Annotated in this window: 14 protein-coding genes; 13 read left to right on the forward strand and 1 reads right to left on the reverse strand. The window is 68.1% G+C overall.

Going from position 1 to position 20,993, the window contains the following annotated elements:
* Nucleotides 1-61: 61 nt before the first annotated feature.
* The 8 genes from ABNX41_RS03820 (at nucleotide 62) to ABNX41_RS03855 (ending at nucleotide 9,815) form a co-directional block, all read left to right on the forward strand.
* A complete protein-coding gene (locus tag ABNX41_RS03820; protein WP_438668399.1) occupies nucleotides 62-586 on the forward strand; it encodes a c-type cytochrome in 525 nt (174 codons plus the stop codon).
* 217 nt (nucleotides 587-803) lie between these two features.
* Nucleotides 804-2,765, forward strand: coding sequence for an extracellular solute-binding protein (locus tag ABNX41_RS03825; protein WP_438668400.1), 1,962 nt, complete (start codon nucleotides 804-806; stop codon nucleotides 2,763-2,765).
* A 24-nt stretch (nucleotides 2,766-2,789) separates the two neighbouring features.
* Entirely contained in the window at nucleotides 2,790-3,944 is a 1,155-nt protein-coding gene (locus tag ABNX41_RS03830) for a microcin C ABC transporter permease YejB (protein ID WP_438668401.1), read from the forward strand.
* A 3-nt stretch (nucleotides 3,945-3,947) separates the two neighbouring features.
* On the forward strand, nucleotides 3,948-5,063 hold the full coding sequence (locus ABNX41_RS03835) for an ABC transporter permease (RefSeq protein WP_438668402.1): 1,116 nt from the start codon (nucleotides 3,948-3,950) through the stop codon (nucleotides 5,061-5,063).
* Nucleotides 5,060-6,691 carry an ABC transporter ATP-binding protein gene (locus ABNX41_RS03840; protein WP_438668403.1) on the forward strand — a complete coding sequence of 544 codons (1,632 nt, stop codon included), beginning with the start codon at nucleotides 5,060-5,062 and terminating at the stop codon, nucleotides 6,689-6,691. The genes ABNX41_RS03835 and ABNX41_RS03840 overlap by 4 nt, the downstream gene beginning before the upstream one ends.
* Nucleotides 6,688-7,914 (forward strand): glycosyltransferase, encoded by a 1,227-nt coding sequence (locus ABNX41_RS03845; protein WP_438668404.1) that lies wholly within the window; start codon nucleotides 6,688-6,690, stop codon nucleotides 7,912-7,914. The genes ABNX41_RS03840 and ABNX41_RS03845 overlap by 4 nt, the downstream gene beginning before the upstream one ends.
* A 433-nt stretch (nucleotides 7,915-8,347) precedes the next feature.
* The gene (locus tag ABNX41_RS03850) at nucleotides 8,348-9,268 is read left to right on the forward strand and encodes a PRC-barrel domain-containing protein (protein ID WP_438668405.1); all 921 of its coding nucleotides are present in this window, start codon (nucleotides 8,348-8,350) and stop codon (nucleotides 9,266-9,268) included.
* 169 nt (nucleotides 9,269-9,437) lie between these two features.
* Nucleotides 9,438-9,815, forward strand: a complete 378-nt coding sequence (locus tag ABNX41_RS03855; RefSeq protein WP_438668406.1) for a PRC-barrel domain-containing protein — start codon at nucleotides 9,438-9,440, stop codon at nucleotides 9,813-9,815.
* Between the two features lie 54 nt (nucleotides 9,816-9,869).
* On the opposite strand, the gene ABNX41_RS03860 is transcribed toward ABNX41_RS03855, so the two are convergent.
* Nucleotides 9,870-12,374 (reverse strand): HWE histidine kinase domain-containing protein, encoded by a 2,505-nt coding sequence (locus ABNX41_RS03860; RefSeq protein ID WP_438668407.1) that lies wholly within the window; start codon nucleotides 12,372-12,374, stop codon nucleotides 9,870-9,872.
* A 200-nt stretch (nucleotides 12,375-12,574) separates the two neighbouring features.
* Between ABNX41_RS03860 and ABNX41_RS03865 the strand changes: the two genes are divergently transcribed.
* The 5 genes from ABNX41_RS03865 to ABNX41_RS03885 all read left to right on the forward strand — a co-directional run bounded on the left by ABNX41_RS03865 (nucleotide 12,575) and on the right by ABNX41_RS03885 (nucleotide 20,967).
* Nucleotides 12,575-13,330, forward strand: coding sequence for a Crp/Fnr family transcriptional regulator (locus ABNX41_RS03865; protein WP_438668408.1), 756 nt, complete (start codon nucleotides 12,575-12,577; stop codon nucleotides 13,328-13,330).
* 5 nt (nucleotides 13,331-13,335) lie between these two features.
* A complete protein-coding gene (locus tag ABNX41_RS03870; RefSeq protein WP_438668409.1) occupies nucleotides 13,336-15,006 on the forward strand; it encodes an FAD/NAD(P)-binding protein in 1,671 nt (556 codons plus the stop codon).
* A gap of 153 nt (nucleotides 15,007-15,159) precedes the next feature.
* Entirely contained in the window at nucleotides 15,160-18,273 is a 3,114-nt protein-coding gene (locus ABNX41_RS03875) for a response regulator (RefSeq protein ID WP_438668410.1), read from the forward strand.
* Nucleotides 18,270-19,130, forward strand: a complete 861-nt coding sequence (locus ABNX41_RS03880; protein WP_438668411.1) for a CheR family methyltransferase — start codon at nucleotides 18,270-18,272, stop codon at nucleotides 19,128-19,130. The genes ABNX41_RS03875 and ABNX41_RS03880 overlap by 4 nt, the downstream gene beginning before the upstream one ends.
* Nucleotides 19,123-20,967 carry a response regulator gene (locus ABNX41_RS03885; protein ID WP_438668412.1) on the forward strand — a complete coding sequence of 615 codons (1,845 nt, stop codon included), beginning with the start codon at nucleotides 19,123-19,125 and terminating at the stop codon, nucleotides 20,965-20,967. The genes ABNX41_RS03880 and ABNX41_RS03885 overlap by 8 nt, the downstream gene beginning before the upstream one ends.
* Nucleotides 20,968-20,993: the final 26 nt, after the last annotated feature.

A 20,993-nucleotide genomic window follows, 5' to 3' on the forward strand; every position in this document is an offset into this window, starting at 1 on the left:
TGCGCGGCATGGGGTGAAGCGGGTAGATACCGGCAATACACGACCAAGGGATGCGTTCGACATGTTCGATACGATGACGATGACCAAGGCGGTTGGCGCTCTTTGCGGAGCGCTTCTGGTGTTCCTGCTGGGCAACTGGGCCGCAACCGCGCTTTACAGCATGGAATCCGGCGGCCATGGCGAGGACGGGCCCGCGCAGGCCTATGTGATCGACACCGGCGTCTCGGAGGATGGCGGCGCCGCGACCGACGACGGGCCGAGCTTCGCCGATCTCTACGCCGCGGCCGATGTCGCCGCGGGCGAGCGCGCCTTCGGCAAATGCCGCGCCTGCCACAAGCTGGACGGCGCCGATATCACCGGCCCGCATCTGAACGGCGTCGTGGACCGCGAGATCGCCTCGGTCGGCGGATTTGCCTATTCCAGCTCGATGGCCGACCACGCCGGTGCGAGCTGGACGCCCGAGACGCTGGACGAATTCCTCAAGGCGCCGCGCGCCTTCGCCTCGAACACCAAGATGGCTTTCGCGGGCCTTCCCCGCGCCGATGAGCGGGCCAATCTGATCGCCTATCTGGCGACCCAGCAGTAATTCCCCGCGCCCTGCGCCAGTCCCGTGACCGGGCGGGGAAGGAGAATGCCCTTTCCGGGGCCGTGCCGAAAGACGCGGCCCTTTTTTCATGCCCCTGGAACCGGGTCACGGAATCGCGCCTTTCCCTTCGGCATTCACCGCACTAGCATCCATTCCCGAGAACCCGGGCCGAACCGAAGTGCTGCCCGGGCAGAACAGCAACAGGGCGGAGAGGGCGATGACGGCAGGGCGGCCAGCGGCAGGACGGGCGGTGAGGGCGGAAGCGGCGCCCGGAACGGCAGGGTTGCGAACGGCGGGACTGCGCCCCGATCACCTTCTGCGCGGCGGCGCCTTCCTTGTCGGGGCGGCCTTGCTGCTGGTCCCCCCGGCGCGCGGCCAGGAGGGTGCCGAGGTGATCGTCTCGCACGGGATCTCGACCTATGGTGAATTGGAACTGCCCGCCGATTTCACCCATCTGCCCTATGTCAATCCCGATGCCCCCAAGGGCGGCGAGATCAGCCAGGCCACCTATGGCGGTTTCGATTCGCTCAACCCCTATTCGGTGCAGGGGCGCGGCGCGGTGGGATCGACCATCATGCTCGAATCGATCCTGGTCCCCACGGCGAGCGAGATCGGCGCCTCCTACTGCCTGATGTGCACCACGATGGAATATCCCGAGGACCGTTCCTGGGTGATCTTCAACCTGCGCGACGACGTGCGCTTTTCCGACGGCACGCCGCTGACCTCCGAGGATGTGATCTTCTCCTATGAGACGCTGCTCTCAAAGGGGCTGACCGATTTCCGCACCGTTCTGGCGCAGAATGTCGAAAGCGCCGAGGCGCTTGGCCCCCTGCGGGTGCGCTACACCTTTACCGAGACCGCGCCCCGCCATGAGATGCCCGAGACCATGGGCAGCCTGCCGGTCTTTTCCAAGGCGCAGTTCGAATCTGCGGGTCTCGATCTCGAACAATCCTCGCTGACCCCCTATATCGGCACCGGCGCCTATATGGTGGACAAGGTGGATGTGGGGCGCTCGATCAGCTACCGGCGCAACCCCGACTATTGGGCCGAGGGCCTGCCGATCACCCGGGGCCAGAACAATTTCGACGTGATCCGCTTTGAATATTTCGCCGAGCCGAATGCCGCTTTCGAGGCGTTCAAGGCCGGGGCCTATACGTTCCGCGTCGAGAACAGCGCCCGGCAATGGTCCGAGATGTATACCTTTCCCGCCGTCACCTCGGGCGCGGTGAGAAAAGAGATCCTGCCCTCGGGCGCCAAGGCCACGGGGCAAAGCTTCGTCTTCAACCTGCGGCGCGAGAAATGGCAGGACCCCCGCGTGCGCGAGGCGATCGGGATGCTGTTCAACTTCGAATGGTCGAACCAGACGCTGTTCTACGGGCTTTATTCGCGCGTCGAATCCTTCTGGGAGAATTCCTGGCTTGAGGCCGAGGGCGCGCCGACGCCCGAAGAGGTCGCGATCCTGCAGCCGCTGGTCGACGACGGGCTTCTGCCCGCCTCGATCCTGACCGACGATCCCTATTCGCTGCCGCAATCCAATCCCGCGCGCGAGTTGGACCGGCGCAACCAGCGCGTGGCACTGGAACTGCTTGAGGCGGCGGGATGGACGCCGGGCGCGGACGGTTTCCTGCGCAATGCGGCGGGCCAGCGGCTGGTGCTTGAGATCCTTGAGGACAATCCGCAATTCGAGCGCATCATCGCCCCCTTCGTCGCCAATCTGCGCGCCGCCGGGATCGACGCCAGCCTGAACATGATCGACAGCGCGCAATACGAGGTGCGCACCCGCAACCCGGCCTATGATTTCGACCTGACCGGCACCTTCGTCCGCACCAACTATTTCTCGGGCGCGGAGCTGAAGCAGTTCTATGGCTCGGAAACCGCCGATGTCTCGGTCTTCAACCTGGCGGGGCTGAAAAGCCCGGCGGTGGACCGGCTGATCGAGGTGGTGCTGCGCGTCACCTCGCGCGATGAGCTGACGGTGGCGACCAAGGCGCTCGACCGGGTGCTGCGGGCCGAGAAATTCCGTATCCCGCAATGGTATAACGGCACGCATTGGGTGGCCTATTACGACATGTATGAGCACCCTGCCGAACTGCCGCCCTATGCGCTTGGCGAAACCAGCTTCTGGTGGTTCAACGCCGAGAAGGCGGCGGCGCTGAAGGCCTCGGGCGCGCTGCGCTGATCCCTCTGACAAGGTAGCGGAACTTTGGGCGCCTATCTTCTTCGACGTCTTTTCCTGGTGATTCCGACGCTGTTCGGGATCATGCTGATCAACTTCGCGCTGACCAATGTGGTGCCGGGCGGGCCGCTCGATCAGATCGAGGCGCGGCTGGACGGCGGGCTGGACGCCGACCAGGCGCTGGCGGGGGCGGGCGGCGATCCCGGCGCGGGCCAGGGCGACCAGGGCTCGGGCTATGCGGGCTCGCGCGGGCTCTCGCCCGAGTTCCGCGCCCGGCTGGAGGTGGATTTCGGCTTCGCCCGCTTCGTCTGCGCCGAGGGTTTCACCGGCACGCCCGGCCTGAACGTCCCGGAATGCCGCAAGGAGATGATCCCCGGCTGGGAACGCTTCGGCATGATGATGTGGAACTACCTGCGCTTCGATTTCGGCGAGAGCTATTTCCGCCGCATCTCGGTCGTGGACCTGATCATCGAGAAGATGCCGGTTTCGATCACCCTGGGCCTGTGGTCCACGCTGATCGCCTATCTGGTCTCGATCCCGCTGGGGATCCGCAAGGCGATGCGCGACGGTTCCGGCTTCGACACCTGGACCTCGGGCATCATCATCGTTGCCTATTCGATCCCGACGCTGCTGTTCGCGCTGATGCTGATGGTGCTGTTCGCGGGCGGCTCCTACTGGCAGGTGTTTCCGCTGCGGGGGCTTTATTCCGACAATTGGGAAAGCCTGAGCCTGTGGGGCAAGGTCAAGGATTATCTGTGGCACATCACCCTGCCGGTGACGGCGCAGGTGATTTCCTCTTTCGCGACGCTGACGCTGCTGACGAAGAACAGTTTCCTGGACGAGATCCGCAAGCAATATGTCATGACCGCCCGCGCCAAGGGCCTGTCGGAAAGCCGGGTGCTTTACGGCCATGTCTTCCGCAATGCGATGCTGATCGTGATCGCGGGCTTTCCGGCGGTGTTCCTGGGGGCGTTCTTCGGATCCTCGCTGTTCATCGAGATGATCTTCTCGCTCGACGGGCTGGGGCGGCTGGGGCTGAACGCGGCGGTGGACCGCGATTACGCGGTGATGTTCGGCACGCTCTACGCCTTTGGCCTGATCGGGCTGGTGGTCGGCATCCTGTCGGACATGATGTATGTGCTGGTCGATCCACGCATCGACTTCGAGAAACGGGCGGGCTGACGGATGCGGCTTTCCCCCCTGAACCAGCGCCGCTGGCGCAATTTCAAGGCCAACCGCCGGGCGCTGTGGTCGCTGATCATCCTTGGCACGCTTTATGTCGTCTCGCTTTTTGCCGAGCTGATCGCGAATGAAAATCCGCTGCTGGTGAAATACCGGGGCGAATATTACACTCCCTTCCTGAACTTCTATTCCGAGCGGACCTTCGGCGGCATCTCGGGCACGGTGGCGCAATATGCGGTGGACGAGGTGCAATGCCTGATCGTCACCGGGGGCGTCGAGGATTGCTTCTACGAGGATCCCGACGCGCTGATCGCCGAGGTCCGGGCCGAGGGCACCGCGCTTGGCCAGCCGGTCGATCAGCCGGGCTGGATCCTCTGGGCGCCGGTGCCCTACAGCTTCACCACCATCGCCAATACCGGCGGCGTGGCGCCCAGCCCGCCCTCGGCGCAGAACCTGCTTGGCACCGACGACGCCTCGCGCGATGTGCTGGCGCGGGTGATCTACGGCTTCCGCCTCTCGGTCACCTTTGCGCTGATCGTGACCGCGCTGAATGCGGTCCTGGGTGTCGCGGCGGGGGCGGTGCAGGGCTATTTCGGCGGCCGCACCGACCTGATCTTCCAGCGCGGGATCGAGCTTTGGGGCTCGGTCCCGTCGCTTTACGTCATCATCATCCTGACGGCGGCGCTTGGCAAAAGCTTCTGGCTGCTGGTCTTTCTCATGGTGCTGTTCGGCTGGACCTCGCTGGTGGGCGTGGTCCGGGCCGAGTTCCTGCGGGCGCGGAATTTCGAATATATCCGCGCGGCCAAGGCGCTTGGCGTGCCCGACTGGCAGATCATGTTCCGCCACATGCTGCCCAATGCGATGGTGGCCACGCTGACCATGATGCCCTTCCTGGTCACCGGCACCATCGGCGGGCTGGCGGGGCTGGACTACCTGGGCTTCGGCCTGCCCAATTCCGCGCCCTCGCTGGGGGCGCTGACGCGGCAGGCGCAGAACAACCTGCACCAGCCGCATCTGGCCTGGGTCGCCTTCTTCACCTTCGCGATCATGCTGTCGCTGCTGGTCTTCATCTTCGAGGGGATCCGCGACGCCTTCGACCCCAGGAAGACCTTCAGATGAGCCTTCTCGATGTTATGGACCTGCGGGTCGGCTTCACCCAGGACGGCCGCGAGGTCGAGGCGGTGAAGGGCGTCTCGTTCAGCGTCGGGCGGGGCGAGACCGTGGCGCTGGTGGGTGAAAGCGGCTCGGGCAAATCGGTGACGGCGCTTTCCACCGTGCGGCTTCTGGCCGACAATGCCCGCGTCTCGGGCAAGGTGATGTGGCAGGGGCGCGACATCCTCTCGCTGCCCGAACCCGATCTGCGTCGGCTGCGCGGCGATGACATCAGCTTCATCTTTCAAGAGCCGATGACCTCGCTCAACCCCCTGCACACGATCGAGCGTCAGATCACCGAAAGCCTGACCCTGCACCAGGGCCTGACCGGCGCAAGCGCGCGGGCACGGGTGCTGGAACTGTTGCAGAAGGTGGGCATCCGCGATGCCGAAAGCCGCCTTGGCGCCTATCCGCATCAATTGTCCGGTGGCCAGCGCCAGCGGATCATGATCGCGATGGCGCTGGCCAACGGCCCGGAGCTGCTGGTCGCGGACGAGCCGACGACCGCACTGGACGTCACGATCCAGGCCCAGATCCTTGAACTGCTGGCCAGCCTGAAACGCTCCGAGGGGTTGAGCCTTCTGTTCATCACCCATGACCTGAACGTGGTGCGCCGCATCGCCGACCGGGTCTGCGTCATGCAAGGCGGCGAGATCGTCGAGCAGGGCCCGGCGGAGCGGGTCTTCTCGGATCCGCAGCATCCCTATACCCGCAAGCTGCTGGCGGCCGAGCCGCAGGGCGCGCCCGATCCGGTGGCGGCCGACGCGCCCGAGGTGGTCCGGGCCGAGGCGCTGCGCGTCTGGTTCCCGATCCAGAAGGGCTTTTTGCGCCGCACCATCGGCCATGTGAAGGCGGTGACCGACGCCACGCTTTCGGTCCGCGCGGGCGAGACGCTGGGCGTCGTCGGCGAAAGCGGTTCGGGCAAGACCACGCTGGCACTGGCCCTGATGCGGTTGATCCCGGCCGAGGGGCCGGTCCTTTTCATGGGCAAGGACATCTCGGGCCTGTCGGGGCGGGCCTTGCGCGACCTGCGCCGCGACATGCAGGTGGTGTTCCAGGACCCTTACGGCAGCCTCTCGCCGCGCATGTCGGTCGAGCAGATCATCGCCGAGGGGCTGGGCGTCCACGGGCTTGAGCCGGGCCGCAACCGCAAGGAGATGGTGGCGGAGATCATGGCCGAGGTCGGGCTCGACCCCGCGATGATGGAACGCTATCCCCATGAATTCTCGGGTGGCCAGCGCCAGCGTATCGCCATCGCCCGGGCGATGATCCTGCGGCCCAGGCTGGTGGTGCTCGACGAGCCGACCTCGGCCCTCGACATGACCGTGCAGGTGCAGATCGTCGATCTCTTGCGCGACCTGCAACGGCGGTGGGGGCTGGCCTATATCTTCATCAGCCACGATCTGCGCGTGGTGCGGGCGATGTCGCACAAGGTCATGGTGATGCGGGCGGGCGAGGTCGTCGAGCAGGCTCCGGCCGAGCGGATCTTCGCCGCGCCCGAGCAGCAATACACCCGCGACCTGATGGCGGCGGCCTTCGCCCTGCCCGGGGAAAGGCCGGAGGAGGAGAGGCCGAAGGAGGAGAAGCCGGGGTGAGGATCCTCTTCGTCCATCAGAATTTCCCCGGCCAGTTCCTGCATCTGGCTCCGGCGCTGGCGGCGCGCGGCCATGATTGCCGCGCCCTGACCGACGAGAGCAACGCGCGCGCCCAGCCCGTCGCGACCTGGCGCTACCGCTTCGCCGCCGAAGCGGTGGATCCGGTGGCGACCCGGCTGGGCCGCAACTACACCCAGAACTCGGACCGCGGCGTGGCGGTGGCCCGCGCCGCCGTGCAGTTGCGCGACCGCCACGGCTATGTGCCCGATGTGATCCTCGGCCATTCCGGCTGGGGCGAGACGCTGTTTCTCAAGGAGGTCTGGCCCCGGGCGAAGCTGATGGTCTATGCCGAATTCTACTATCGCGGCCGGGGCGCCGATGTCGGTTTCGATCCCGAATTCCAGAGCGCCGGATTCGACCAATCCCTGATCGCCCAGGGCCGGGCCGCGCATCTGGCGCAGGCGCTTGTCCATGCCGACCGCGGCCTCGCGCCGACGCTCTGGCAGGCCTCGACCTATCCCGACAGCCTGCGCGGCCTGATCGACGTGGTCTTCGACGGCGTCGACACCGAGGCGATCCGCCCCGACCCCGAGGCCCGCCTGACCCTGCCCGACGGCCGCGTCCTGCGCCCGGGGGATGAGGTCCTTACCTTCGTCAACCGCAATCTGGAACCCTACCGGGGCTATCACATCTTCATGCGTGCGCTGCCCGAGGTGATACGCGCTCGTCCCGGGGCGCAAGTGGTGATCGTCGGCGGCGACGAGGTCAGCTACGGCGCGCCCCCCAAGGGCGAGAAGGGCTGGAAAGAGCGGATCCTGAACGAGATGCGCGACCGGCTGGACCTGTCGCGGGTGCATTTCCTGGGCAGGGTGCCGCGCCCGGTCTTCACCAGCATCCTGCAGGTCAGCCGCGCCCATGCCTATCTGACCTATCCTTTCGTGCTCTCCTGGTCGGTGTTCGAGGCGATGGCGGCGGGGGCGCTGGTCGTCGGCAGCCGCACCGCCCCGGTCGAGGAGGTGATCCGCCATGGCGAGACCGGGTTGCTGGTCGATTTCTTCGATATTCCGGGCTGGAGCCGACAATTGACCGATGCCCTGGCCGAACCCGACCGCTTCGCCCCCTTGCGCCGTGCGGCGCGGGATCTGGTCGTCGACCGCTACGACCTGCAAAGCCGCTGCCTGCCACGCCAGATCGAACTGGTCGAGGCGCTTGCCGGGGCGTGAGCGACGCTCTTTCGGAGCGTCAGGAGACATCGGCCGACCGGGGGCTCCCTCTGCGCAACGGCGATCCTGCCGTTGCCTCTGTCCGTTCCGCGCCCGCCCGGGCGGGAAACCGCCGGGGCCCGGCCCGGGCGAAGATAGGGCGGAACGAAATGCGGGGCTTTCCGGTTCTCTTCCCGTGGCCTTTCCGCCTGCGGAACACGGCCCTGGCGATATCGACCACCGGCACCCCTTGGGCGCCGAAGCGGCCCCCCGGGGCGCCGCAATTTTTCACATAAATTATTGATAATAAATAAGGTTTTTTGAAAAAATTCGCCCGTTTCGGGAACGTGTTCGCGCCGCGCGGGTTTGTTCTGCATGCCCCTGGCGGGCGGGACAACGCGGTGACGACCCTGTCGCGGCCTTGTCGTAACCAACTCGAAGGACAGGAGTTTTCATGAAATCCCTCTTGCTCACCTCTGCCATTCTTCTGGTTTCCGTCGGCGGTGTCGCCGCGCAGACCGAAGCGCCCCCGTCTGATGCGCCCCATGTTGCGCCGGGTGCCGCCGCGACCCATGTCCCGGGCTTCCGCGCCTCGGAATTCACCGGCATGGACCTTTATACGCTCAGCCCCGAGGCGGTGACCGAACTGCGCGCGGCCCGTCCTGTCGATCCGGCCGCCGATCCCGCCTATGACCTCGGCACCGCCCGCTGGACCAGCGGCGAGACCTTCATCGCCGGTCGCGACCAGTGGGAGAACATCGGCAGCATCGGCGATCTGGTGCTGAGCCAGGACGGCCAGATCCAGGGCGTCCTTCTCGACATCGGCGGCTTCCTCGGGATCGGCGCGCGCACCGTGATGGTGGACACCGAGGATCTCTATTTCGTGGCCGATACCGCGACGCCGGAAAACCTGGGCGACTTCTTCGTCGTGGCCAGCCTGTCGCGCGATCAGCTTGAGGCGCTGCCGGAATGGACCGACGAGAACCTGATCGCGGGCTATGCCTGGAACGACGCGCGTGGCACGGCCCAGCCTGCGGCCGCCCCTGATGCGGTCGCCCATGACGGCGATGCGACCACTTCCGCCGGGCTGGCCGACACGGCCACCCTTGCCCCCACGGCCGAGGAACTGACCGGCACCGATGTGCATGACGCCTCGGGCGAGAGCATCGGCCGCGTCAACGACCTCGTCCTCAACGGCGATGCGGTGACCGGTGCGGTGATCGATGTCGGCGGCTTTCTCGGCATCGGCTCGAAAAGTGTCCTCGTGCCGGTCGACGATCTCACCGTCGTTCGCGACGCCGATCACGCGATCTTGCGTGTCGAGACTTCCCTGACCCGCGAGCAGCTTGAAGCCCTGCCCGAACATGCGGGCTGAGGTCCTCTGACCTGATCGGATGCGCGCCCGCGCGCATCCCTCATCGCGTGGCCGCAGGCGGCCCCGCACGGGTGCGACCCCATGCGCTGACCGGATGAGGCGCCCTCGCAGGCCCCTCCCCGGAACGAACCACCCCCAGCAACCCAAGCCCTCGAAAGGGAAAAGACAGATGAGCAACATCGTGGCTCCGCAAACCGAAACCGGCACCGCCCGTTTGATTTCGGGCAAGGATGACATCAAGGGCACAAAGGTCTACAGTCCGGCGGGCGACGACCTTGGCCATATCGACGATGTGATGATCGACGCCGCCTCGGGCAAGGTCGTCTATGGCGTGCTGCAATTCGGCGGCTTCCTGGGCATCGGCTCGGACCATCACCCGATCCCCTTCGGCAAGCTGCGCTATGACAGCGCCCGGGGCGGCTATGTCACCGATCTGACCAAGGCCCAGCTTGAAGGCGCCCCGGCCTATGCCGATGACTGGCGCTCGAACCGCGACTGGCAGCGCCGCTCCTACGATCACTACGGCGTCAGCCCCTACTGGCTGTAAGACTTCGCGGCGCGGACGGAGCCGACCCCTGCGGGGGCAGGTCTTCCGTTCGCGCTAGGCCAGGGTGGCGGCGCGGGCGGCGGCGACATTCACCGCGATCGCGGCCGCGCTGACCGGCTTGCGGATCACCGGCACATTGCGGAACGCCCCTTCCGGCAGGATCCGGTCGCTGTAGCCGGTCACGAAGATGAACGGGCTGCGGCGGCTAACCAGGGCGGCGGCGACCGCCTCGGCGGTCTCGTCGCCCAGGTCGAAATCCAGGACCGACAGGTCGGGGCGGAATTCGTCCAGGATCGACAGGGCCTCGCGCCCGCTCGCCGCGATCCTGATCTCGGCCGCGCCAAGCTGGCGCAGGGTTTCCGCTGTGTCCATTGCGATCAGGCTCTGGTCCTCGACCAGCAGGACCGACAGCCCGTCGAGCGAGGCGGGATGCGCCGCCCGCCCGGTGTCATTGCTCCTGTCATCGCGCTCGGGGCGCTCGGCCAGCGCGACATGCTGCGGCGGGATGGCGATCCGCGCCACCAGCCCCTCTGGGTCGAAATCGATCTCGGCGCGGCCGCCAAGGTCGTGCTCCACCGAGTTTCGGATCAGCCGCGAGCCGAAGCCGGTGCGGCGCGGGGGAAGGACCGGCGGCCCGCCGCGCTCGCGCCAGTCGATCACCAGGCCCGCGCTTTCGTCGAAGGACCAGCCCACGCGCAGCCGCCCCCCCGGCACCGAAAGCGCGCCATATTTCGCGGCATTGGTCATCAATTCATGCAGGGCGAGCGCCAGCACCCCATAGGTCTTGTCGGAAAGCAGAAGATCGGGGCCCTCCGCCACCACGCGGTCGGGCGTGGATTTGCTGCGATGAAGCGCCGCCTCGGCCTCGATCAGCGCACCGAGCGCGCCGCTGCCCTCTTCCAGCGACTGGTCATGCGCCGAGGCCAGCGCCTGAAGCCGCCCCTCCAGCAGTTCGGAATATTCGTCGACGCTGGCGGCGCCCGCCCCGGTCTGCAGCGTGATGGACCTGACCAGCGACAGCACGTTGCGGATGCGGTGGTTCAACTCCTCGTTCACCAGGCTGCGACGGCGGCCCGCCTCTTCGCGCGCATGGGCATCCGCCTCGGCCTCGGCCAGCATGGCGTCGCGCAGCCAGGAGCGCAGCGCCTCGGCTATGGCCAGATCGTCCCCGCTCCAGGGCGCGGGGGCCGCCTCGTGCCGCTCGGCGATGCCAGGGGCGGCGCTGCGGCGAAACAGGAAGAACGCATCCTGGTCGGACAGCGGGATGACCATGGCACCCGCGATGCCGCCGGGCGCGGTCAGCCCGTCGACCTCTGCGGCGATCCGCGCGCTTTGCCAGATCTGCCCCGGCCCGACGCCAGTTGCGGCCTGCAACAGGCGCGCGCCATCCTCGGGTGAAAGCGACAGCGGTGTCGCGGACCACTGCCCGCCGCGTCGGAACGCGGCCCCCGCGCATCCCATCAACTCGGCGATCCGGGGCAGGCGTTCGGCGATGCCGATGGTCGGCAGATTTTCGAAGGGCACACCCTCCATGAGCCGGTCGAGCCGGGCCCGGGTCTCGCCGCGCCTCCGCTCGGCCTCGCGTCGCTCGGTCGCGTCGAGCTGAAGCGCGAAGCAATGGCCGAACAATTCGGCCGCGATCCGCAGCGCGGGCGGCACCGCCTTCGGCTGCCGGTTGTGGCAGGCGATCAGCCCCCAGAGCGCGCCCTCGACGACGATCGAGATCGAAAGCGTGGCCCCGACCCCGATGCCGCGCAGATATTCGCAATGCCCGGGCGAGGGGGCGCGCAACTGTGCATGCGACATGTCCACGGCGGGCGCGTCCGGTTGCGCCGCCGCGATCAGCGGCACCGGCACGCAGGCGGTATCCGGGATGGCACGGACCGGATTGGCCAGGTAGAGCGCCTGCGCCCGGGGCGCGATCTTCCCGGTCGGAAGGTGATGGCCTGTCGGGCCGTCGGTGCCCGGGAGCCGCGCCTCGGCCACGGGTTTGCACCCGCCGTCGGGCATGAGGCGATAGACCGTTGCCCGGTCGAACCCCAGCATCGCCTGCGTAAGCCGCGCGCCAAGTTCCAGCAGTCGCGCGCCGTCCTTCGCCGCCTCCAACCGGCCGACCAATTGCCGCGTCAGGTTCAGCGCCGCCCTGTCCCGGGCGGGGCCGTCCCTGTCCGGCGCGGGGTCCGGCGCGGGCTCCAGCTCGATCAGTACCGCGCCCGCATGGCGGTGCATCGTCACGTCGAAAGCCGCGTCGGACCAGGGCAGCCGCAGCCCGGGCACCATGCCCGCGGGTCCGCGCGCGCCCGACATGCCGCCGCTTGTGGCCAGCGCATTGTGCAGATCGTGGATCGCCTGCCGCCCCAGCAGATCGGCCGCGCCAAGCCCGGGGAACATTTCGCCGGGGTAAAGCGTTAGCCCGACGAAATTGCGGGAATAGCAGCGGAGTTCCAGCGTGACGGGATCACAGGCCAGCATCGCGCCATGGGGAAGGATCGCACCGGAAACCGGGATCGGTTCGCTTGCGCGGGCGGCTGTCGCCGCCCCGAGGGTTTCGTCATCCATCGGAAATCACACACCCTTTCGCGGCCATCCCGCCGTGGCAGCCTGGCGGCCGCCCCCGGATCCGGGGCCATCGGCCCGTCGCGCGCCCGCCGACCATCGTGCGGGCCTCCGACATCGCCGTTGTGTTCGCGAGTAACATATCTTCCGCCCCCTATCTGTCCACAACTGGACACAGGACCGAAATCAGCAGGTTGAATCCGATGGCCCAAGGCGCTCCAGGCATCCCCGATCCGAAGTTGAACCAGTTGCTTTCCTGTCTCGGCCCCCGGGACTGGCAGTTGATCGCGCCGCATCTGCAGTCGCATGTGCTGTTCCCGGGCGATGTGCTGCACAAGGCGGGCGACGAGGTCACCCATAGCTGGTTTCCCTGCGGTCCCGCCAGCGCCGGTTTCCAGATCGGCGACGAGAACGGCAATGCCCCGGTGGCTGTGGCCACCATCGGGCGCGAGGGCGCGGTCGGCGGCATCGTCTCGAACGGGCGCGTTCCGGCCTATACCAGCGCCGAGGTCCGCGACGGCGGCCCGTTCTTCTCGATCCGCACCGCGCAACTCGAATCCCTCAAGGCGCTTTCGGTCGATCTGCGGCACTGGTTCGCGCGCTATTCGGATTGCCTGCTGGCCCAGATCTTACAGAACGCCGCCTGCAACGCCCGGCACACGATCCGGCAGCGGGCGGCGCGCTGGCTGCTCGACGCCGCCGCGCGCACGGGCGGCGCGGAGATCCGCCTGACGCAAGAGCAACTGGCCATGATGCTGGGCGTCGGGCGCACCTTCCTGACCCGCACGGTGCGCGAATTGCGCGAAAGCGGCCTGGTCGCCACCCGGCGCGGCGTCTTCATCCTGAAGGACGAACCGGCGCTGCGGGCCGCGGCCTGCACCTGTTCGAGCCATGTCGCCGACCATTACCGCGAGGTGATGGGCGGCATCTATTCGCATCCGGCGAACGGGGGGAGATAGCCATCGTGCCAAACCCGAGGCGGCCGAGCGGCCGGATCCTGCGGATCGCGATCATCGGCGCGGGACCGCGCGGTCTGGGCGCCATCGAGGCCGTGCTGCGCCACGGGCCGCCGCCCGGCCTTCGGGTCGAGATCACGCTCCTGGACCCGCTGCGCCCGGCCGGGGCGGGGCCGAATTTCGCCCCGCAGGACAGCCCGCTTTGCCTTTTGAACATCGCCTTGCGCGATCTCGACCTGCCGCCCTCGCCGGTGGGCTTCCCGGATTTTCGCGACTGGCTGGGCCCGGAAGGGCGCGACCCCGACCATTTCGCCCCCAGGGCGCGGTTCGGGGCCTGGACGGCGGCGCGGCTTGAGGCGCTTTGCGACCGGCTGCCCGGCTGGCTCTCGCTCAGCCGTGCGGGGGCGCGGGTCGATGGCATCGCGCCGGCCCAGGGCGGCTGGCGGTTGCGGGCGGCGGGGACCGCCCTTCCGGTGTTCGACGAGGTGTTGCTGGTCGCGGGCCAGCCCCCGACGCGCCCCGACCGCCAGATCGCGCTTTGGCAGCGCCATGCCGCGCGGTCGGGGGCGGAACTGCACGCGGCCCTGCCTGCCGAGGCCCTGCTTGCGGCGGCGAAGGGCTGGCGGGGCCGGACGGTGGCCATTCGCGGGCTCGGCCTTGCCACGCTCGACGCGCTGCGGGTGTTGACGCTTGGCCAGGGCGGAAGAATGGCGGCGGGGGGCTATATCGCTTCGGGCGCGGAACCGGCGCGGATCCTGCCTTTTTCGCGCGATGGGCTGCCGCCCTGGCCAAAGCCCGGCACCGCCGCGCTGGACCGGCGTTTCGATCTGACCCCGGCTGAAATCGCCGGTTTCGAACAGGCCTTGCGCCAGGCGATGGAGCGGCCCCGCCGCCAGGTGCTGACCACGCTTTGCGCCGCGCTGGCGCCGCCCGCGACCCGGATCCTGGGGCTTTGCGACGCGCAGGCGGGCGCCCGCAAGGTCGCCACCTGGCTGAGGGTCGAGCGCAACCGCCCCGGCACGCAGGAGACCCGCCCGGGCGAGGCCGTCCTGGCCCATGCCATCCGAATGGCCGAGGGCGCGGAGCCGCCCGATCCGGGCTTTGTCATCGGCCAGATCTGGCGCAAGTTGCAGCCCGCCTTTCGCAGGCATTTCGACCTGCGCCAGCCCGAGGGCCGGGTCGCCGCCGCCCTGATCGGCTTCGACGAGGGGCTGAAGCGCTATTCCTACGGGCCGCCGCTGTCGGTCGCGCGCGAGCTTCTCGCGCTGATCGAGGCCGGGCTGGTCAGCCTGCGGGTGGCCGAGGACCCGGATATCGGCATGGTGCCGGGGGGCTGGCGGCTGCGCCAGGGCCGCGATCATGTCGACGCCCCGGTGCTGGTCGATGCCGTCCTGCCCGCCCCGGTGGTCGAGACAGTTACCGACCCGCTGTTCACCGGCCTGCGCAAGGCGGGGCATCTGCATGCCCTGCCCGAGACCGGGGGCGCGCGGACCGATTGCTCGGGTCGGTTGAGGGATCCCGAGGGAAAGCCGCGGCCCGGGCTGTCGCTGCTCGGTCGGCTGGCGAACGGCAGCGTTGCGGCCTCGGATTCGCTGCACGACTGTTTCGGCGAAGGCGCGGACCGCTGGGCCGCGCGGGTGATGGCGGAGGCAGGCACCGCCGCTTTGCCGCAGGTCTGACGGCGCCCGGCCCGACCGCCCGCAGGCACCGCCGGAGCCGCTGCGAAAAAAACCTGCGACCCGACGGAACCTTTCGCCTTCGACGGGGTTCTCCCCTGATGGCCGCAGTCCGAAGGGTCCCCGTGACGACGGGGGCAATGCAAAATGAGTAGAATGAAATCAGGCGTCTACGAGGCGCTGATCTGTCTCGGCATTGCGGCGATCATCGCCGGGACCTTCCTGCTGGACGCGATCGTGCCGCTTGGGCGCAACGTCTGGCTTGCCTATTTCCTTGCGCTTGTCCTCAGCTTCAGCTCGCGCCGCTTCTGGATGCCTTTCGCCGTGGCGGGGGTGGTGGCGGTTCTGCTGGCCGTGGGCGTCGTGGTGGGGCCCGAGGGGGCGGACCCGAGCCTTGCGGCGCTGAACCGCAGCCTGGCCGGGGTGGTGGTCGCCATTCTGGCCGGGGCGGGGGCGCTGATGATCCGCAGCCGCCTGCGCCTGACCGAGATGGACTGGGAACAGCGCGCCGAGATGCGGCTGGCCAAGAAGCTGGAAGGCGACCTGTCGCGCGCCGAGATCGCGCGGCGCGGCCTTGAGGTCGTCGGCGACGAAACCGGCGCCCGCGTCGCGATCCTGTGGGAATTGCAGGGCGAAACGCTGCTTCGCGCGGGAGATTGGGGGGTGGCGACGCCGCCCGACCAGCCCCATGGCCCGGGCGGGCACCTGTGGCGCGCCCTGCGCGAGGGGCGCGGCATCGCGCTTTCGGCGCCGGGCGAGGCCGCCCTTGCCTGGGGCTCGGGCATCCTTCAGGGGCGCGCGGCGCATTCGGTGATCCTGCCCACGCGCGAGAACGGCCGGGTGAACGGCGTGATCGAGATCGGCTTCGACGCCGCGCCGCCGCAGCGGGTCCTGCATATGCTGGAGGATGCCGCCGCGAAGATCGGGGTCGAACTTCGCTCGGCCGGGTATCGCGAGGAACTGACCGCCCTTCTCGACGAGAGGCGGCTGCAGGCCGAAGAGCTGCAAAGCCATGCCGAGGAACTGGCCGCCACCAACGAAGAGCTGGAAGAGCAGACCCAGGCGCTGCAACAAAGCGAATCCCGGCTGCGCGACCAGCAGGCCGAACTGGAAGAACAGAACGCGCGACTGGAACAACAGACCGTGCAGCTTGAGGAACAGCGCGACGCCATGGCGCGTTCGCGCCGTCAACTGGCGGACCAGGCCGAGGAACTGGCGCGCGAAAGCCGCTACAAATCCGAATTCGTCGCCAATATGTCGCATGAGCTGCGCACGCCCTTGAACGCCCTTCTGATCATGGCGCGGCTTCTGGGCGAGAACCGGCAGGGCAATCTGACCGCCGAACAGCGGCAATGGGCCGAGACGATCGAAAGCTCGGGCAAGGACCTGCTGGGGCTGATCAACGACATCCTGGATCTGGCCCGGATCGAGGCGGGCCGCGTCGAGGTCACACCTGAGCGGGTCAGCCCCGGGGATATCGTGAACCGTATGGGCCGCGCCTTCACGCCCCTCGCGACCGAGCGGGGGTTGACCTTCCAGGCCGCCGCCGCGCCCGACCTGCCGGGGATCACCACCGATCCGGCCCGCGTCGAGCAGATCTTGCGGAACTTCATCGCCAATGCGTTGAAATTCACCCAGAGGGGCGGCGTGACCCTGGCCGCCCGCCGCGAGGGGGGCGGCGGGGGCATCGCCTTCAGCGTCGCCGACACCGGCATCGGCATCGCCACCGAACAGCACGAGGCGGTGTTCGAGGCCTTCCGCCAGGCCGATGGCTCGATCTCGCGGCGCTTCGGAGGCACAGGGCTCGGCCTTTCGATCTCGCGCGATCTGGCCGGGTTGCTGGGGGGGCGCATCACGCTCGACAGCACGCCGGGCCAGGGCAGCACCTTCACGCTGCACCTGCCGTTGCAGTTTGACGCGCAGGTGCCGGTCTCGCACCCCATGCCGTCCGGTCCGCCGTCCTCCGGCCTCCTGTCTTCCGGCCCGGCCCCGCTGCGCGGGCCCGCCGTGGGGGCGGAAGACGACGGCACCTTCGGCACCATCGCCGGGATCCAGGACGACCGCGACGGCATCGCCCCTTCGGACCGAAGCCTGCTGATCGTCGAGGACGATCCTGCCTTCGCCCGGATCCTGCTGGATCTGGCCCGCGAACTCGACTTCCGCGCCATCGTCGTCTCGACCGCCGACGATGCGATCCGCGCCGCGCAGCGCCACCGGCCGCGCGGCATCGTGCTGGATGTGGGCCTCCCCGACCATTCCGGCCTTACCGTGCTCGACCGGCTCAAGCGTGGGCCCGACACCCGCCACATCCCGGTCCATATCGTCTCGGCCGAGGATCACACCCGCGAGGCCTTGGCCCAGGGCGCGGTCAGCTACCTGATGAAACCCGTCGCGCGCGAGGCGCTGATCGGCGCGCTGGAAAGCATCGGCCAGCGCCTGAACCAGCGCCCGCGCCACCTGCTGATCGTCGAGGACGACCCGACCCAGCTTTCGGGCCTGAAGGCGCTGCTCGGCTCGGACGAGGTGGTCGTGCAGGGCGCCTCGACCGCCGCCGCGGCGCTGGCCGCCTGCCGCGAGACCACCTTCGACTGCATCGTGCTGGACATGACGCTGCCCGATGGCTCGGGCTTCGACCTGCTGGAACGGCTGAGCGCGGACGAGACCGCGCCCTTCCCGCCGGTGATTGTCTACACCGCCCGCGCCCTCAGCGAGGCCGAGGAACAGCGCCTGCGCCGCTATTCGCGCTCGATCATCATCAAGGGCGCGAAATCGCCCGAGCGGCTGATCGACGAGGTGACGCTGTTCCTGCATCAGGTGGTCTCGGACCTGCCCGAGCGCCAGCGCGAGATGCTGGCGGCGTCCCTCAACCGCGACGCCCAGCTTGAGGGGCGGCGCATCCTTGTGGTCGAGGACGACATCCGCAACATCTATGCGCTGAACGGCGTGCTGGAGCCGCATGGCGTCAAGGTCCAGATCGCCCGCAACGGCCGCGAGGCGCTGGAGGTGCTGGCCCGCGCCGCCGACGGGGCCGAGCCCGCGGTGGATCTGGTCCTGATGGATGTGATGATGCCCGAGATGGACGGCCTGACCGCCACGCGCGAGATCCGCCGGATCGAACGGTGGCGCAACCTGCCCATCATCATGCTGACCGCCAAGGCCATGGCCGACGACCAGGCGCAATGCCTGGCCGCCGGGGCGAACGACTACCTGCCGAAACCGCTCGACGTCGACAAGCTCTTGTCGCTGACGCGGGTCTGGATGCCCAGATGACGGGGGTGCTGCCCCCGGCCGCGACCCCGGACGAGATCGAGATCGACCTGTTCCTTGAGGCGCTGAACCGGCGTTACCATTACGATTTCCGGTCCTATTCCCGCAATTCGCTGATGCGCCGGGCCGAGGTCGCGCGCGACCGGCTGAATTGCCGCACCATCTCTGAACTGCAGGGCAGGCTGCTGCGCGAGCCCGATGTCCTGCATGAGGTGATCGACGCCATGACGGTGCAGGTCAGCGATCTCTTTCGCGATCCCTCCTACTACCGCGCCCTGCGCGACGAGGTGGTCGCGCATCTGCACACCTTCCCCTCGCTGAAGGTCTGGGTGCCGGGCTGCGCCAATGGCGAGGAGCTTTACTCGCTTGCGATCCTGTTCGCCGAGGAGGGCCTGCTGGAGCGCACCATGTTCTACGCGACCGAGATCAACCGGCGCGCGCTGGCCAAGGCCTCCAGCGGGGTCTACGACATATCGCGCATCCCGGGGTTCACCGCCAATTACCAGGCGGCGGGCGGAAAATCCTCGCTTTCCGACTACTACACCGCCGCCTACAGGGGCGCGGCCTTTCAGCGCGAGTTGCGCGCGCGCACGCTGTTCTCCGAACATGACCTTGCGACCGATCAGGTCTTTGCCGAGGTTCACCTGGTTTCCTGCCGCAACGTGATGATCTATTTCGACGAGACGCTTCAGAACCGCGTCGTCGGGCTTTTCGCCCAATCCCTGGTCCGGGGCGGGTTCCTCGGGCTCGGCGCGCATGAGACATTGCGCTTTTCCGTGCATGGTGACGCCTTTTCGGCCTTCAACGAGCGCGAGCGCATCTGGCGCCGAACGAACAGCACGGAGCTTCCCGATGCCTAACCGCCCGATCCGCTTCCTTCTGGTTGACGACATCCATGAGAACATGGTCGCGCTTGAGGCGCTTCTGCGTCGGGATGGGCTTGAGATCCACATGGCGCGCTCGGCCAGCGAGGCGCTGGAGATGATGCTGGTCGAGGATTTCCAGCTTGCCTTCGTCGATGTGCAGATGCCGGGGATCAACGGCTACGAGCTGGCCGAACTGATGCGCGGGACCGAGCGCACGCGCGAGATCCCGATCATCTTCGTCACCGCCGCCGACCGCAACGAGGCCCGCCGCTTCCGCGGCTATGAGGCGGGCGGCGTCGATTACATCTTCAAGCCGATCGACCCGGTGATCCTGAAATCCAAGGCCGAGGTCTTCTACCGGCTCGCGCGCCAGGCCAAGGACCTCGAATTGCAGCGCGACGAATTGCGCGAGATTGCCCGGGCCCGCGATCTTGCCAGTGCCTCGCTTCGCGCGCATGCCGACAATTCGCCGCTGGCGCTGGTGGAATGCGATGCCGATCTGACCGTGCGGGGCTGGTCCGGCGGCGCCGAGCGGATCTTCGGCATCCCGGCCGACAGGGTGATCGGCCGCTTTCTGGGCGATGCCGGATGCCTCCATGCCGATACGATGGCGATGCTGGCGGGCTGGATCGGCTCGCTCGACAGTCTGGCGCGCCACACCGCCGAGGTGGTCGCCCGCCGCGACGACCGCGACATCCATTGTGAGCTTTACGGCTCGGTCCTTGTCGATCCGGCCCAGGGGCGGCCGTCGCTTTCCCTCCAGATCCTGGACGTGACCGAGCGGCACCAGGCCGAGAAGGTGCGCTCGCTTCTGGTGGGCGAACTCAACCACCGGATCAAGAATACACTGGCCAATGTCCAGGCGATCATGCGCCAGACCGTCAGGACCTCGGGCGACCTGCGCTCGTTCAGCGAGCGGTTCTCGGGCCGGTTGCAGGCGCTGGCGCGCGCGCATTCCATCCTGTCGGACGTGACCTGGTCCAGCGCCTCGCTGGGGCAGGTGATCGACGACCAGATCGAGGCGGGAACGCTTGACGCCGAGAGTCTGGACCGCAGCGGGCCCGAGGTTTCGCTTTCCCCCGAGAATACGCTGCGGCTGGCGCTCGCGCTGCATGAGATGGGCACGAATGCCGCCAAATACGGGGCGCTTTCGCAGCCCGGGGGCCGCGTCGGGCTGAGCTGGCGCGCCGAAGGCGAGGATCTGGTGCTGGTCTGGCGCGAAAGCGGCGGGCCGAAGGTGGCGGTGCCGGTGGCAAGGGGCTTCGGCTCCACCCTGATCGCGACCGGGATCGGCGACAATCGCGCCGATGTCGTCTGGCATCCCGAGGGCGTGGTCTGGACCATCCGCATCAGCCGCGGCTTCGAGTTGCGGGCGGCGCGCCCGCCCGCCGATCCCCCCGCCACCGTCGCGGCCGAGGGCCGCGATCGCGAGATCCGGGGCTACCGCGTGCTGCTGGTCGAGGACGAGCCGCTGGTCGCGATGGATATCTGTGCGGGCCTGGAGGATGCCGGCGCGACCGTCGTCAGGATCGCGCGCACCGTGGAAGAGGCGGTGGAGGCCGCCAATACCGATGTGGTGGATGTCGCGCTGCTCGACGGCAACCTCCAAGGCGATCCGGTCGACCGCGTGGCGCAGGTGCTGCGCAACCGGGGCGTGCCGTTCTGCTTCGTCTCGGGCTATGGGCGCGAGCATCTTCCCGGCGGTTTCAGCGATGCGCCGGTGCTGATCAAGCCGGTCGATCCCGATGTGCTGATGGATATGGTGCGCAATATCGCGGCGGACCATGCAGCCGACAGCGCGATGCGCCAGCCGGGCCCGGTCGACGCCTGATCCGGCCGGGCCTTCGCTCGCCCGGC

Source organism: Pseudogemmobacter sonorensis (assembly GCF_042762395.1).
GTDB lineage: Bacteria > Pseudomonadota > Alphaproteobacteria > Rhodobacterales > Rhodobacteraceae > Pseudogemmobacter > Pseudogemmobacter sonorensis.

Coding starts and splice junctions, on each gene's coding strand:
- ABNX41_RS03820 (WP_438668399.1), top strand. CDS start 62: ATGTTCGATACGATGACGATGACCAAGGCGGTTGGCGCTCTTTGCGGA.
- ABNX41_RS03825 (WP_438668400.1), top strand. CDS start 804: ATGACGGCAGGGCGGCCAGCGGCAGGACGGGCGGTGAGGGCGGAAGCG.
- ABNX41_RS03835 (WP_438668402.1), top strand. CDS start 3,948: ATGCGGCTTTCCCCCCTGAACCAGCGCCGCTGGCGCAATTTCAAGGCC.
- ABNX41_RS03840 (WP_438668403.1), top strand. CDS start 5,060: ATGAGCCTTCTCGATGTTATGGACCTGCGGGTCGGCTTCACCCAGGAC.
- ABNX41_RS03850 (WP_438668405.1), top strand. CDS start 8,348: ATGAAATCCCTCTTGCTCACCTCTGCCATTCTTCTGGTTTCCGTCGGC.
- ABNX41_RS03855 (WP_438668406.1), top strand. CDS start 9,438: ATGAGCAACATCGTGGCTCCGCAAACCGAAACCGGCACCGCCCGTTTG.
- ABNX41_RS03860 (WP_438668407.1), bottom strand. CDS start 12,374: ATGGATGACGAAACCCTCGGGGCGGCGACAGCCGCCCGCGCAAGCGAA.
- ABNX41_RS03865 (WP_438668408.1), top strand. CDS start 12,575: ATGGCCCAAGGCGCTCCAGGCATCCCCGATCCGAAGTTGAACCAGTTG.
- ABNX41_RS03875 (WP_438668410.1), top strand. CDS start 15,160: ATGAAATCAGGCGTCTACGAGGCGCTGATCTGTCTCGGCATTGCGGCG.
- ABNX41_RS03880 (WP_438668411.1), top strand. CDS start 18,270: ATGACGGGGGTGCTGCCCCCGGCCGCGACCCCGGACGAGATCGAGATC.
- ABNX41_RS03885 (WP_438668412.1), top strand. CDS start 19,123: ATGCCTAACCGCCCGATCCGCTTCCTTCTGGTTGACGACATCCATGAG.